Raw genomic sequence first — 13,927 nt, forward strand, 5'->3', positions numbered from 1 at the left:
ACTCAGACCGTCCCGGTATCAAGCCAGCGCGACAGTTTCTGCGCGATCGCGGCAAATGGTGCGGCAGCCTCGCTATCGCCGGCGGCGGGCGGTTCGCCCTTGTCGCCCGCGATCCGGGTCTCCAGCGTCAACGGCACCCGGCCGAGGAACGGGATTTCCAATGCGGCGGCGAATTTCTCCACCCCGCCCTGTCCGAAGGGATCGCTGATATGCCCGCATTCGGGGCAGCAATAGCCCGCCATGTTCTCGACCAGCCCGATGATCGGCACCTCGCCCTGTTCGAACAATTGCCCGGCGCGCGCGGCATCGATCAGCGCAAGGTCCTGCGGGGTCGAAACCAGTATCGCGCCATCGGGCTTGTGCGCGGACAGCATCGACAGCTGCACATCGCCCGTGCCCGGCGGCAGGTCGACCAGCAGCAGATCTGTATCACCCCATTCGGCATCGACCAGCTGGCTCAGCGCCTTGCCGGTCATCGGTCCGCGCCACGCCAGCGCCTTGCCCGGTGCGACGATGTGGCCCATCGACAGGACCTTGACCCCGTAGGGGCTGTCGATCGCCACAAGCTGCTTGCCGTCGGGCGTAGCACCGGGCTTGATCCCCTCGGTCTTGAGCAGCTTGGGCTGCGAGGGGCCATAGATGTCGCCATCGATCACGCCGATCTTGCGGCCCGTCCGCGCGAGCGCGACCGCGATGTTGGTGGTGAGCGTCGACTTGCCGACCCCGCCCTTGCCCGATCCGACCGCGATCAGGCGGCGGCGGCGGCGTTCGCCGGTCAGCGCGACGCGCACCTCGTCGATCCCGGCCAGCGGGGCGAGCGCGGCGGTGATATCGGCCTCCAGCGCCGCGCGGTCGGCAGAGGACAGATCGCCCGCCTCGGCAACGATCACCGCGCGCGCCGCGACGATCCGGGCAGAGCGCACGCGGTGGTTGATTTCGGGCGTCAAAGCGGCGCGAATCAACGCTTCTTCGGCTTCCGGCTGACGGGGGGACTGGCGGGTTGAATCCTGTGACTTGCTCATGGCGTCACGCCTCTACCATCAATTTCACACAGCCAACCCCTGTTTTTCGTGTGAAGGCGTACCTATAAGGGCATTATGCAAAGATTGGACGGTTGGAGAGAACGTCTTGGCGGGGCCGCTCGCGGCCTTGCCATGGCTGGCAACAAGAACCCCTGGGGCAATGCCGGCAAGGGCGATGAGCCCGGCGTGGACGGCCCGAGCGCGGATCGCGGTTCGGGCGGTGACGGGGACGGCCCGCGCAACCCGTGGCTGCCGCCCGGCGGCGGCGAGCCCGGAAAGCGGCGCTCCGCCAGTATAGAGGATATCTTCAAGGGCCGCGGCCCGGAAGGCCCGCGTCGTTCTGGCGGGGGCGGCCCCGGCGGCCCGACCTTCCGCCTGCCCGAACGGCCCGGCGGCAAGAGCTGGGTTCCGATCATTGCCGGCGGGGTCGCCGCGCTGTGGCTTGCTGTCAGCAGCGTGCATTTCGTTCAGCCCGGCGAACAGGCAGTGGTCACGTGGTTGGGCGGCGCCTATTCCGGCACGCTCGATTCCGGCACCAACTTTACCGCACCCTGGCCGATCCAGATGGTCGAAAAGGAAAACGTCACTCAGATCCGTTCGGAAGAAGTGCCCGGCACCAACACCGAAAAACTGATCCTTACCTCCGACCAGAACCTGGTCGACCTCAGCTACCTGATCCGCTGGAATATCTCCGACCTTGCGCTGTACAAGTACCAGCTCAATGACCCGCGCAACGCGTTGCTCGAAATCGGTGAGGCCGCGATGCGCGCCGCTGTGGCGCGCCGCAACCTCGACACGGTGCTCACCGGTGCAGGCCGCGCCGAGATCGAACAGGACGTGCGCCAGCGCATGCAGGCGCGGCTCAATGCCTATCGTTCAGGCATCATGGTGCAGGGGATCGAAATCAACAAGGTCGACCCCCCAGGCCGGGTGGAAGAGGCGTTCAAGGACGTGTCTTCGGCTCAGCAGGATGCCGATGCCGCGATCAACCGTTCGCGTGCGGTCGCACAGCAGATGCTGGCCCGCGCACAGGGCGACGCGAGCGAGTTCAACAACATCTACGAGGAATACCGCCTCGCCCCCGAAGTGACGCGCCGCCGCCTGTATTACGAGACCATGGAGGCGGTCCTGTCCAAGACCGACAAGACCATCGTCGAGTCCGGCAATGTCACCCCCTACCTGCCGCTGCCCGAATTGCAGCGTCGCTCGCAGGGCGCGGTCCAGCCGCCGCGGCCGCAGGGAGAATAAGGTCATGAATGCTCTGAAGCAAAACTACAAGGTAGTGGCCATTGCCCTGATTGCGGTGGTGGTGGCGCTGCTGTCCGCAGTGGTGATCGTGCCCGAAACCCATCAGGCGGTGGTGGTCCGTACCGGTCAGCCGGTGCGCATCTTCAACATGTTCCGGCCCGATCAGCCCTATGGGCAGACCGGCGCCGGGGTGCAATTGCGCATCCCCTTCGTCGAACAGGTGCAGATGGTCGATCGCCGCGTGCTCGATCTCGACATGGAGCGCACGCAAGTGCTCTCCAACGATCAGCAGCGGCTGCAGGTCGATGCCTATGCGCGCTATCGCATCATCGATCCGGTCAAGCTGGTCGAACGCGCCGGCAACGAACGCCAGCTCGAATCGCAGCTGCTGCCGATCCTCACCTCGGTGGTGCGGCAGGAACTCGGTCGGCGGCCGTTCGCCTCGCTGATTTCCGCAGAGCGCGGGACCGCGATGGCCAACATCACCCGCACGCTTGACGAACAGGCGCGCAATTACGGCGCGCAGGTGCTCGACGTGCGGATCAAGGCGGCTGACCTGCCCGAAGGCCGCCCGCTCGATGCTGCCTTCACCCGGATGGAAACCGATCGTCAGGAAGAAGCCGCGACGATCCGTGCGGCGGGCAACCGCGATGCGCAGATCATCCAGGCCGAAGCCCAGGCCGAAGCTGCGCGGATCTATGCCGATGCCTATAACAAGGATCCCGGCTTCTACGATTTCTACCGCGCGATGCAGAGCTATCGTCAGACCTTCCTCAATGGCGAGGGGCAGAGCGCCATGGTGTTGTCGGACGACAGCGAATATTTCCGCCAGTTCCAGGGCGAGCGCTGAACGTCGTTGGACGGGCGTCCTCCGACATTCGGCGAATGAAAAGCCGCGTTCAATCGGCATTCAGGGCCGAAACGCTTTTTCGGGGGCGCATTGGGCAAGTTCGGCACCGCGCCCCCGCGGTCGCCGGAACTGGGTTTCAAGGAACATCGCGGGGCACCTGCGCGTTCCGCCACAAGATAAGGATCAAGAGGACGTGAACAAAGTGCGCTATGTATATGGACTCACGAGCGCGCTGCTGGTCGGCGGCGCTGCGGTCTCGCTGATCACCGGCACGCCATTGGGCGCGCAGGTGGCGCAGAACGATGATGCGGTGATGGAGCGGGTGGTGCCGATTGCCGGCGCGCCGGCCAGCTTCGCCGATCTCACCGCGCAGTTGCAGCCGGCGGTCGTCAACATCTCCACCCGCCAGCGGATCGAGGTGAGCAACAACCCGTTCGCAGGCACGCCGTTCGCGGAACTGTTCAACCGTCGCGGCGGCGGCCAGCCCCAGACGCGCGAGGCGCAGTCGCTGGGTTCGGGCTTCATCATTTCGGCCGATGGCTTCGTGGTGACCAACAACCACGTGGTCTCACCGCCCAACACCAATGCGACGCTGGAAGAAATCACCGTCACCATGCCCGACGGGACCGAATACGAGGCGGAACTGGTCGGCTCCGACGCGGCGAGCGACCTTGCGGTGCTCAAGATCAATGCCAGCCGGACCTTCCCCTTCGTCACCTTCGGCGATTCCAGCGCGGCGCGTGTGGGTGACTGGGTGGTGGCAATCGGCAACCCCTTCGGTCTTGGCGGCACTGTCACCAGCGGAATCGTTTCGGCGGTCTATCGCAACACCGGGCAGGGCGGCGCGTATGACCGCTACATCCAGACCGATGCCAGCATCAACCGCGGCAATTCGGGCGGTCCGCTGTTCGACATGCGCGGCAATGTGATCGGCATCAACAACGCGATCTTCTCGCCCTCGGGCGGCAGCGTCGGCATCGGCTTTGCCATCCCCGCCGAAATCGCTGCGCCGATCGTCGATCAGTTGAAGGCCGGGCAGGAGATCGAGCGCGGCTATCTCGGCGTGGGCCTTGCCCCGATCAACGAGGATTTCGCCGCTTCGCTCGGCCTCGAAAAGCGCCGCGGCGAATTCGTGCAGACGGTGCAGGACGATAGCCCTGCCGCGCGCGCCGGGCTGCGGCCGGGCGACATCATCACCAAGATCAACGGCAAGGACGTGACCGCCGACCAGACCGTGTCCTTCCTCGTCGCCAATCTCGAACCGGGCGCGGTCGTGCCGGTCGAACTGCAGCGCGACGGCCAGCGACTGGCGCTCAACGTCACGCTCGGCAAGCGACCAACGGAAGCTGAATTGCAGCAGCAGTCCCAGACTTTCGATCCCGATGCCGAAGAGCCGATGGAACCCGGCACTTCGGACGGCACGATCGAGGAAAAACTCGGCCTGCAGGTGCTCGGCATGACCCCGCAGATCGCCCGCTCGCTTGGCGTTCCGGTGGACACCAGCGGTGTGGTGATCGGCGCTGTCGATCCCAATTCGGACGCGGCGCGCAAGGGCCTGCGCCGCGGCGACATCATCCTGTCGGCCAATTATCAGGCGACGGCCTCGATCGAGGATCTGCTGGCGCAGGTGAATGCCGCCAGTGCCGAAAACCGCGAGGCCATCCTGCTGCGCATCCAGCGGCGCACCCAGCCTCCGGCCTTCTTCCCGATCCGCCTGCGCTGATCGCCAGCCTCAAAGCACACGAAAAGGGCGCCGGGAACAGATCCCGGCGCCCTTTTTCCGTTGATGCTCTGCCCTAGTATTCGGGCGGGAGGATGATCTGCGGCTGAGGCGGAGGGCGGCGCGGTTCGGGCGGGATCGCACCGCCGGTGGCTTCCTCCAGAAAATCCTGGCTTGCCGCCGGCGGACCATCCTGCGGGCGTGCCCGTTGGCGCTCCCGGTCCCGTTCACGCTCGCGATCGAGGGGGCGCTCCCCTTCGATGCCGAACGGGCTGGGGGTCGGTTCGCGGCGGCCCGGCTCGATCAGGTTACCCTGCTCGTCGATATAGTAATAATCATCCGGCTCGCCGAACATCGCTTCCTCGTCGGGTTCCAGCTGCCATTCCGGCAGTTCGACCGTAGTATCGAAGTCCTCCACCGCCCGGTCCTTGACCGCATAGCGCATATAGGCCGCAAACGCCTGTGCCGGGGCGCGCCCGCCCTGCAGGCCGGGCACCGCCTTGGCATCGTCGCGGCCCATCCAGACCCCGGTCGTGATGCCGCTGGAAAAGCCGACGAACCAGCCGTCCTTGTTCGATGAGGTGGTGCCGGTCTTGCCCGCCACCGGCCGCCCGATCTGCGCTGCACGGCCTGTCCCGGTCTGCACTGCGGCCTGCAACAGATCGGTCATTCCCGCCGCCACGTAGTCAGGGACCAGAGCCCGTTCCCGGGCGCGTTCGTGCTGGTAGAGCAGTTCTCCGTCGGCGGTGGTCACCTTGGCGATGCCATAGGGCTCCACGCCCACTCCCTTGGCCGAGACAGCGGCAAACGCGCGGGTCATTTCGATCAGGCGCACTTCGGACGATCCCAGCACCATCGCCGGGAAGGTCGAAACTTCCGACGTGATGCCGAACCGCCGCGCCATCGAAGCAACCGTGCCGAAGCCGACCTCGTTGCCGAGCTGCGCTGCGACAGTGTTGATCGAGAAGGCGAAGGCGGTGCGCAGATCGGTCTCGCCGATATTGCGTCCGCTGGAATTGCGCGGGCTCCAGCCGTCGATCGTCACCGGGGTATCGACCACCAGATCCTCGGGCGTGTATCCCGCTTCCAATGCGGCAAGGTAGACGAACAGCTTCCACGACGAACCCGGCTGGCGCATCGCATCGGTGGCGCGGTTGAAATTTGTGGCGACATAATCCGTGCCGCCCACCAGCGCGAGGATCGCGCCGTCGCGGTCGAGACTCACCAGCGCACCTTGCGCATTGCCGGGCGTGTTGGCCTCGATCGCGGTGGTGGCGGCGCGCTGCATCCCGATGTCGAGCGTGGTCCACACCTCGATCGGCTCGAAGGTTTCGGGCAGGATGATGTCGAGCTGCGGCAGCACCCAATCGGTGAAATACCGCACCGAATTCTGCCCCGCCTGCTGCTTCAGCTGCACGGCGCTGACATCCACCCTCGCCTGATCGGAGGTGATGTAGCCCTGTTCGCGCATCAGCCGCAGCACCACCTGCGCGCGGTCGACGGCGGCCTGTACATCTGCGGTGGGGGCATAGCGGCTCGGCGCCTTGACCAGCCCGGCGATGATCGCCGCCTCGCCGACGCTGAGTTCGGTCGCGGGGTGGCTGAAGAACTTCCGGCTTGCGCTGTCGATGCCGTAGGCACCGCCACCGAAATAGACCTTGTTGAGATACAGCTCGAGGATTTCCTCCTTGGAGAACTTCCATTCGAGCGCCAGCGCCAGCACCGCCTCGCGCGCCTTGCGGTCGAACGTGCGGTTGGAATTGAGAAACAGGTTGCGGGCCAGCTGCTGGGTGATGGTGGACGTGCCGCCAAGCCGCGCGCGCGAACCGGTTACACCTTCGACCAGCGCGCCGGTCAGCCGCACGGGATCTACCCCGATATGCGAATGGAAGCGCTTGTCCTCGACCGCGATCATCGCGTTCTTCATGTTGTCGGGGATTTCGCCGTAATCGAGCCACTCCCCGAAGCTTGGACCCAGTTCGACGATTTCGCGCCCGTCGCGCGCGCGGACGACGATGGTCTGGCCCGGCTGATTGGCCACGAGCGCGGAATAGCTGGGGATCGAACGTGCTGCGAACGCAACAGCGAAGCCGAGGAATATGACGCCCAGCAGCGCCAGCCCGGTCGCAGTCCAGAAGCCCCGCTTCAGCCACGTCCGCCAGCGCGAGGGCGGCTTGCTCCCGCCGCCGCTAGCCGTCTTGTTGCGCGCAGGCGGAGCCTCGGCTCGCCCTGCTGCTGCCCGGCGGCTTCCGCGCGCACCCTTGTTCTGCAACCGGTCACCCCTTTTGGACATGGCCTGACGTTCTATCCGTTACTGCCCGTCACGACCGGGCGTAGCAGGCCTGTGCATAGGCAAGTTGTAACCGGGGGTGAACCGCGCCGGCCGCCCTGTCCCCCGTTGCGGCAGACACGCCTCAGCTGTCGGCAGGGGTGAACACCAGCGCGGCGGAGTTGATGCAGTAGCGCAGGCCACCCTGCTCGGGCGGGCCATCGGGAAACACATGGCCCAGATGCCCGCCGCACTTGCCGCAGCGCACTTCGGTGCGGACCATGCCGAAGCTGACGTCGCGGTGCTCCTCCACCACTTCCTCATCGGCGGGCTTGGTGAAGGCGGGCCAGCCGCAGCCGGAATTGTATTTGGCGGTGGAGTAGAACAGCTGCGTACCGCAGGCCGCGCAGTGATATTCGCCCTCGTCATAGAACTTGTCGTATTCGCCCGTGAAGGCGCGTTCGGTGCCCGCTTCGCGCAGCACGTGGTACTGCATCGGGTCGAGCTTCTCGCGCCATTCGGCGTCGGTTAGTTCCAGCTTGTCGATCATGGCCTTCTCCCGCAATTTGCCTCTCTGGCGATCTGGTCAGCATATGGTCGCTTGATGAGGCGGAGCAAGTGTGACAGCTTGGCAAACTCAGTCAAAGGGTTGCGAAATGGCGATGCAAGACAAAACCGGTCCGCTGATAGTCCTACGCACGTTGGCTGCCATCCTGTTCATATTGGCGTTGGGAATGCTGGGCGGCCGGATTTTCGGCGGCCTGGACATCTCGCCCGCCATCATCGTCAGTCAGATCACGATGGGCATCGCACTGCTGGTGATCGCCCAGAGCACGCTCAAGAGCGGGGGCAAGCCGGACTAGGGCTCCGGCGTGCGCCCTATCCGTCCACCAGTGCATAATGCGCAGGCGGCTGGATCACGTCCATCCGCTCGGTCAGCAGCGGGCGGAAGCTCGGGCGGCTCTTGAACACGGCATACCAGCCGCGTGACTGTTCGTGCCCGGCCCAGTCGATTCCGCCGAGATAATCCGCGACCGAAATCTGCGCCGCCGCCGCCAGATCAGCGAGGCTCATGGTCGATCCCGCCACCCACGGGCGGTTGTCGATCAGCCAGTCGAGATAGTCGAGATGCCCGTGGGCCAGCTTCATCGCGTTGCGCAGTGCGCCGCTATCGGGCGGCTGGCGCAGGATGCGTTTGCGCATCCGTTCGGACAGCAGGGGCGCGGTGACATCGGCGTAGAAATTCTCGTCGAACAGCGCGACCAGCCGCCGGATCTCGGCGCGCTGGGTGGCGGTTCCGTTGATCATCGGTGTGCGTTCGACCGTCTCCTCGAAATACTCGGCGATCGCCCGGCTATCGGCGATGGCGATGTTCTTTTCGGGATTGACGATCACCGGCGTGCGCCCGGCCGGATTGAGGTTGAAGAACATGTCCGACGCCGCCCACGGATCTTCGCGCACCAGATCATAGGCGATATTCTTTTCGCTCAGCAACAGGCGGATCTTGCGGCTGAACGGGCAGAGCGGGAATTGATGGAGTTGCCACATGCTGCAGCTATCCTTGCCTCAATTCCGGGGGCAAATCCAGCAGCGCATGGGACGGGCACGGGGGATATGTCGATGCTTACAGCCCGGCAGCGGACTTCATCAGCAGGCACGCGGGCATCATCGCCGGAATATCCTCCGGGCTGGCCTTCAGCCGCTCGCCCTGTAGCGCGATCAGATCGAATGCGCCGCGCCGGTCGAGCCCGCGATCATCCATCAATTGCGCCATGGTGCGCACGAAGAATTCGCGCCCGCCGTCCTGATCGAGCCCTTGCGGACCCGCCGCGCCGCGCGCATCGCCCGCCTTTTGCCAATCGCTGACAAAGGCGAAGGCGACCGCGCAGCGCAAGGCGGCGGATTGCTGAAGGGTGAGGTCTTCGAGGCTGACGGACGGCGCGGGCGCAGCGGATGGGGCTGGCGCAGGCGCGGCGGGCGCGGCCTGAAGCATGAGCGCTGCGGCAATAAGAGCATGGATCATGCCCCCTCCTATGCACCGCCGGATGAACCTGTGGCTACCGGAAAAGCCGATTGCCGCACGGAACAATCCGTCCTAGTCCGCAAGCCTGTCTTATGAGAGGAGACCGCACGCAATGTTCAGTCACGTAATGATCGGCACCAATGATATCGACCGTGCCAAGGCGTTCTATGATGCCACGCTGGCCGTGCTCGGCGCAGGTCCGGCGATGATCAACGAAGCCGGCACCGGCCACAAGCGCCTGTTCTACATGCATGCCGGCAGCATCTTCGGGATCTCGCAGCCGATCAACGACGAGCCTGCGAGCTGTGCCAACGGAGCGACGTTCGGCTTTGCCTGCGACAGTCTGGAGCAGGTGCAGGCGTTCCATGATGCGGCGGTTGCCGCCGGTGGCAAGTCGATCGAAGACCCGCCGGGCCCGCGCACCGGCTCGATGGGCACGCTCAACCTTGCCTATGTGCTCGATCCCGATGGGCACAAGCTGTGTGCGCTGCACCGCGCAGGCTGAACGCTACCTGCTCAATTCGAACACCGCGAATTCGGCGCGCCAGTTTGCTGCTGGCGCGCCGATTTCCGTTTCGTTGGCGAAAAACCACGCGCGCTCGATAGCCGCGCCTTTCAGCCGCGCCAGATCGCGGAAATCATCCACCGTCACATGATGGATATTCTGCGTTTCGTACCAGCTCACCGGCAGCGCGCGCGTCACCGGCATCCGTCCGCCCAGCATCAGCGCCGCGCGCGTGCGCCAATGCGCAAAATTGGGGAATGAAACGAACGCCCGCCGCCCCACCCGCAGCAATTCGTCGAGGATCAGATCGGGCCGTGTCGCGGTTTGCAAGGTCTGGCTGAGGATCGCGTAGTCGAACGCCTTGTCGGGATAATTGGCAAGATCGAGATTGGCATCGCCCTGCACCACCGAAAGTCCGCGTGACACGCAGCGTTCGACCAGTGCGCCGTCCAGTTCCATACCGCGCGCATCGCAACCGCTCGCACTTTCCAACTCGGCCATCAGCGCGCCGTCGCCGCAGCCGATATCGAGCACCCGGCTGCCGGGCACGACATGGGCGGCGATGGCGGCGAGGTCTGGCCGTAGCCGGGAACCTTGGGGGCTCATTCGACGAATCCCCTCACCACCCGGTCGAGCTGGTCGTGTTCCAGCAGGAAGCTGTCATGTCCATTGGGCGCGGAAAGCTCGACGAAGCTGACTTTCGCCCCCGCTGCGTTCAATGCATGGACGATGTGGCGGCTTTCGGCGGTGGGATACAGCCAGTCGGTATCGAAGCTGACAAGGCAGAACCGCGCATTGGTGCCTGCGAAGGCCGTGGCCAGCTTGCCGCCCCCCGAATCGTCGGAAAACTCCTCCGCGATATCGAAATAATCCATCGCACGGGTGATGTAGAGGTAGCTGTTGGCATCGAACCGGCGGGTGAACCCGCTGCCCTGATAGCGCAGGTAGCTTTCCACCTGGAAATCCGCGTCGAAGCCGAAGCCCTTGGCGTCCCGATCCTGCAGCCGCCGCCCGAACTTCTCGGTCAGCCCCGCTTCCGAAAGATAGGTGATATGCGCCGCCATCCGCGCCACGGCGAGGCCGTTGTCGGGCCTGGCGTCGCTGGCGTAGTAATCGCCGTCCGCCCATGCCGGATCGGCCATGATCGCCTGCCGCCCGACTTCGTGAAAGGCGATGTTCTGCGCCGAATGGCGCGCGGTCGACGCGATCACCAGTACCCGTGCCGCGCGTTCGGGCCAGTTGGCGGCGAGGCTCAATGCCTGCATCCCGCCCATCGATCCGCCGACCACGGCGTGCAGGCGTGCAATCTCCAGCCCATCCAGCAGTGCCACCAGCCCGCGCACCATGTCGCGGATGGTGATGACGGGAAAGCGCATCGCGTAAGGCGCGCCATCGGGCGCGAGGCTGGCGGGGCCGGTCGATCCCATGCAGGAACCGATGACATTGGCGCAGATCACGAAGTGGCGATTGGTATCGATTGGCTTGCCCGCCCCGACCATCCGCTCCCACCACCCCGGCTTGCCGGTGATCGGATGCGGGCTGGCGAGGTACTGGTCACCCGTCAGCGCGTGGCACACCAGCACCGCGTTGCTCTTGTCCGGCGCGAGCGTGCCGTAAGTCTCATAGGCAATCTGCGCGCCCTCCAGCACCTGCCCGCTGTCAAGCGGCAGGGGATGCGGGAGCGAATAGACCGAAGAAAGCGGGGCGGCGTTCATTGCCCGGATGCGAAAGCGGAAAAACACCCCTTCGACAAGCTCAGGACGAACGGTTAGGAGCATTTTTTCGAATTTCCGTTCGTGCTTAGCTTGTCGAAGCACTGCCTTTTCTTCAAGCGGCGCATCACGATGACCATCACCAGACCTCAACCCAAACCCTGGCCCAAACCCTGGATCGAACAGATCCGCGCCTATGTGCCGGGCAAGTCCAAGTCGGCGAGCGGTCAGCCGCTGACCAAGCTTTCCGCCAACGAGAACCCGCTCGGCAGCAGCCCTGCAGCGCGGGCGGCGCTGGCTGAGGGACACAATCCCGCCGATTACCCGGACCCCGATGCCCGCGCGCTGCGCGAGGCAATCGCTGCGGTGCACGGTCTCGATCCGGCGGGGATCGTATGCGGCACAGGCTCCGGCGAGTTGCTGCATTGCGCAGTGCAGGCGCTCGCGGGGCCGGGGGACGAAGTGCTGGCCTCGCGCTATTCCTTCTCGCTCTACCCGCTGCTGGCGCACAAGGTCGGAGCGACACCGGTGTTCGCCGAGGATGATGGCTATGCCGCCTCGGTCGATAACCTGCTGGCGGCGGTGACCCCGCAGACCCGCGTGGTGCTGCTCGACAACCCGAACAACCCGGTCGGCAGCTTCCTGCCCCCGTCCGAAGTCGCGCGCCTGCACGCCGCCCTGCCTTCCGATGTGCTGCTGGTGGTGGACGAGGCCTACGGCGAGTATGTCGATCCGGCGCATCAGCACGCCGCGTTCGAACTGGCGGCGCGCCATGACAACGTGCTGGTCAGCCGCACCTTCTCCAAGGCTTACGGCCTCGCGTCCGAGCGGGTCGGCTGGGTGACGGGGTCGCCGCACCTGATCGATCTCGTCAACCGGCTGCGCGGGGCGTTCAATGTCTCGGTCAGCGGGCAGAAGGCCGCGCTGGCGGCGCTGGGCGATCAGGATTTCGTCACCGCATCCCGCACTCACAACACCGCCGAGCGGGCGCGGCTGGCCGAAGCGATTGCGGCATTGGGCAATCACGGCGTGTCGGCCTCTCCTAGCGAAGCCAACTTCCTGCTGGTGCATTTCGATGGCGAGGTGACCGCCGCGCAGGCGCTGGATGCGCTATCGGATGCCGGATATGCCGTGCGCCATCTGCCCTCGCAAGGCCTGCCCAATGCCCTGCGCATAACCATCGGCAAGTCGGACGACATGACCCGCGTGATTGCCGCCTTGCGAACCCTGTGCGGCGAGGCGGCATGACCATTACCCGCGTCGCAATCATCGGGCTGGGCCTGCTGGGCGGCTCGATCGGGCTGGCGGTCAAGGCGCGCGGGCTGGACATCGCCACCACCGGCTTCGACCGAGATCCGGAGGTGCGCAAGCGGGCCGGGGGGCGCGGGCTGGTCGACACGGTGTGCGATACCGCCGCCGAGGCCGTGGCCGAGGCCGATCTCGTGATCCTGTGCGTCCCCGTCGGCGCGATGGGCGCAGCGGCGCGTGAGCTTGCGCCCGGCCTCGCCCCGCACGCCATCGTCAGCGACGTCGGATCGTCCAAGGCCGCCGTGGCCAAGGCGCTCGCCGCCGCGCTGCCTGGCGCCTGCATCATCCCCGCCCACCCGGTCGCCGGCACCGAGCAGAGCGGACCGGAGGCGGGCTTTGCCACCCTGTTCGCGGGCCGCTGGTGCATCATCACGCCCCCTGAAGACTGCGATCCGGCGGCGCTTGCGGCGCTGTCCGAATTCTGGACGGCGCTCGGCTCCAAGGTGGAACTGATGGACGCAGCCCACCACGATCTGGTGCTCGCCGTCACCAGCCACATCCCGCACCTCATCGCCTACACCATCGTCGGCACCGCCAGCGATCTGGAGGACGTGACCCAGAGTGAAGTCATCAAGTATTCGGCAGGGGGCTTCCGCGATTTCACCCGCATCGCCGCCTCCGATCCGGTGATGTGGCGCGACGTGTTCCTGACCAATCGCGGCGCCGTGCTGGAGATGCTGGGGCGCTTTTCCGAAGACCTCACCGCGTTGCAACGCGCGATCCGATCGGGCGACGGGGACACTCTGTTCGACCTGTTCACCCGCACCCGCGCGATCCGGCGACAGGTGATCGAGCAGGGGCAGGACGACGAGCGGCCCGATTTCGGGCGGGATCACTAGACCGCCCCCGCTCCTGCCGGCGCGCCGGTAGGAGACACATGAGACACTGTCCAGGAACACAAAAACCGCCAGCCCAGCGCAGGCCGGCGGAGCGCAGCTGCGCGGGACAGAGTACGGGGAGATGCCGGTAGGTCATGCGGGCATAGCTGGCAAGTCAGCCCCAAGTAGGAAAGCGCGCCTTCGATCCAGCGGCAGGGCATCGGACAGGCGAGGCCGATGCGCGCACGCATTGTGTGTGCAAGCAGCAGTCGTGGAGAGACGTCCGCTTTTCGGTGGTACCAGAAAAAACCTGCCGTTCGGCTAGCGACCCCTTTGCGGCCGCTCGCAGTATGGGCGCAAGCGTGCCGCATTGGTTGTATTTGCCCCCTAATTGCGGCAACGTAAGTCCCGAGAAAAGGGTGCGAGATTGATGAAAGTTCTGGTCATCGGAG

Annotated in this window: 14 protein-coding genes; 7 read left to right on the top strand and 7 right to left on the bottom strand. The window is 65.5% G+C overall.

The features are described 5' to 3' along the window. Window positions 1-2 precede the first annotated feature (2 nt). A complete protein-coding gene (locus J3454_RS07460) occupies window positions 3-1,022 on the bottom strand; it encodes an Mrp/NBP35 family ATP-binding protein (protein WP_349513099.1) in 1,020 nt (339 codons plus the stop codon). 132 nt (window positions 1,023-1,154) lie between these two features. Here J3454_RS07460 and hflK point away from each other — a divergent pair, with 132 nt between their 5' ends. The 3 genes from hflK to J3454_RS07475 all read left to right on the top strand — a co-directional run bounded on the left by hflK (window position 1,155) and on the right by J3454_RS07475 (window position 4,843). Then, the gene (hflK, locus tag J3454_RS07465; RefSeq protein ID WP_349513100.1) at window positions 1,155-2,270 is read left to right on the top strand and encodes a protease modulator HflK; all 1,116 of its coding nucleotides are present in this window, start codon (window positions 1,155-1,157) and stop codon (window positions 2,268-2,270) included. A gap of 4 nt (window positions 2,271-2,274) precedes the next feature. Then, window positions 2,275-3,120 carry a protease modulator HflC gene (gene hflC, locus J3454_RS07470; protein WP_349513101.1) on the top strand — a complete coding sequence of 282 codons (846 nt, stop codon included), beginning with the start codon at window positions 2,275-2,277 and terminating at the stop codon, window positions 3,118-3,120. A gap of 193 nt (window positions 3,121-3,313) precedes the next feature. Next, window positions 3,314-4,843 (top strand): Do family serine endopeptidase, encoded by a 1,530-nt coding sequence (locus J3454_RS07475; RefSeq protein ID WP_349513102.1) that lies wholly within the window; start codon window positions 3,314-3,316, stop codon window positions 4,841-4,843. Between the two features lie 73 nt (window positions 4,844-4,916). On the opposite strand, the gene J3454_RS07480 is transcribed toward J3454_RS07475, so the two are convergent. Beyond that, on the bottom strand, window positions 4,917-7,133 hold the full coding sequence (locus tag J3454_RS07480; RefSeq protein ID WP_349513103.1) for a transglycosylase domain-containing protein: 2,217 nt from the start codon (window positions 7,131-7,133) through the stop codon (window positions 4,917-4,919). Between the two features lie 121 nt (window positions 7,134-7,254). Continuing rightward, window positions 7,255-7,659 carry a peptide-methionine (R)-S-oxide reductase MsrB gene (gene msrB / locus J3454_RS07485; RefSeq protein WP_349513104.1) on the bottom strand — a complete coding sequence of 135 codons (405 nt, stop codon included), beginning with the start codon at window positions 7,657-7,659 and terminating at the stop codon, window positions 7,255-7,257. A 106-nt stretch (window positions 7,660-7,765) separates the two neighbouring features. Here msrB and J3454_RS07490 point away from each other — a divergent pair, with 106 nt between their 5' ends. Continuing rightward, window positions 7,766-7,972, top strand: a complete 207-nt coding sequence (locus J3454_RS07490) for a hypothetical protein (RefSeq protein ID WP_349513105.1) — start codon at window positions 7,766-7,768, stop codon at window positions 7,970-7,972. Window positions 7,973-7,988: 16 nt separating this feature from the next. Here J3454_RS07490 and J3454_RS07495 read toward each other — a convergent pair whose 3' ends face one another. Continuing rightward, on the bottom strand, window positions 7,989-8,657 hold the full coding sequence (locus J3454_RS07495) for a glutathione S-transferase family protein (RefSeq protein WP_296721527.1): 669 nt from the start codon (window positions 8,655-8,657) through the stop codon (window positions 7,989-7,991). Window positions 8,658-8,733: 76 nt separating this feature from the next. Then, window positions 8,734-9,132, bottom strand: coding sequence for a hypothetical protein (locus tag J3454_RS07500; RefSeq protein ID WP_349513106.1), 399 nt, complete (start codon window positions 9,130-9,132; stop codon window positions 8,734-8,736). Between the two features lie 112 nt (window positions 9,133-9,244). On the opposite strand from J3454_RS07500, the gene J3454_RS07505 reads away from it, so the two are divergent. Next, a complete protein-coding gene (locus tag J3454_RS07505) occupies window positions 9,245-9,637 on the top strand; it encodes a VOC family protein (RefSeq protein ID WP_349513107.1) in 393 nt (130 codons plus the stop codon). 3 nt (window positions 9,638-9,640) lie between these two features. Here the strand turns inward: J3454_RS07505 and metW are convergent, their stop codons facing one another. Then, complete coding sequence (gene metW / locus J3454_RS07510) at window positions 9,641-10,243, bottom strand: methionine biosynthesis protein MetW (protein WP_349513108.1); 603 nt, start codon at window positions 10,241-10,243, stop codon at window positions 9,641-9,643. Then, window positions 10,240-11,352, bottom strand: a complete 1,113-nt coding sequence (gene metX / locus J3454_RS07515) for a homoserine O-acetyltransferase MetX (RefSeq protein ID WP_349513157.1) — start codon at window positions 11,350-11,352, stop codon at window positions 10,240-10,242. The genes metW and metX overlap by 4 nt, the downstream gene beginning before the upstream one ends. 129 nt (window positions 11,353-11,481) lie before the next feature. Here metX and J3454_RS07520 point away from each other — a divergent pair, with 129 nt between their 5' ends. Together J3454_RS07520 and J3454_RS07525 are read left to right on the top strand one after the other, a co-directional pair. Further along, entirely contained in the window at window positions 11,482-12,597 is a 1,116-nt protein-coding gene (locus J3454_RS07520; protein ID WP_349513109.1) for a pyridoxal phosphate-dependent aminotransferase, read from the top strand. Next, complete coding sequence (locus J3454_RS07525) at window positions 12,594-13,496, top strand: prephenate/arogenate dehydrogenase family protein (RefSeq protein ID WP_349513110.1); 903 nt, start codon at window positions 12,594-12,596, stop codon at window positions 13,494-13,496. The genes J3454_RS07520 and J3454_RS07525 overlap by 4 nt, the downstream gene beginning before the upstream one ends. Window positions 13,497-13,927: the final 431 nt, after the last annotated feature.

The organism is Erythrobacter sp. NFXS35 (assembly GCF_040148725.1).
Lineage (GTDB): Bacteria > Pseudomonadota > Alphaproteobacteria > Sphingomonadales > Sphingomonadaceae > Erythrobacter.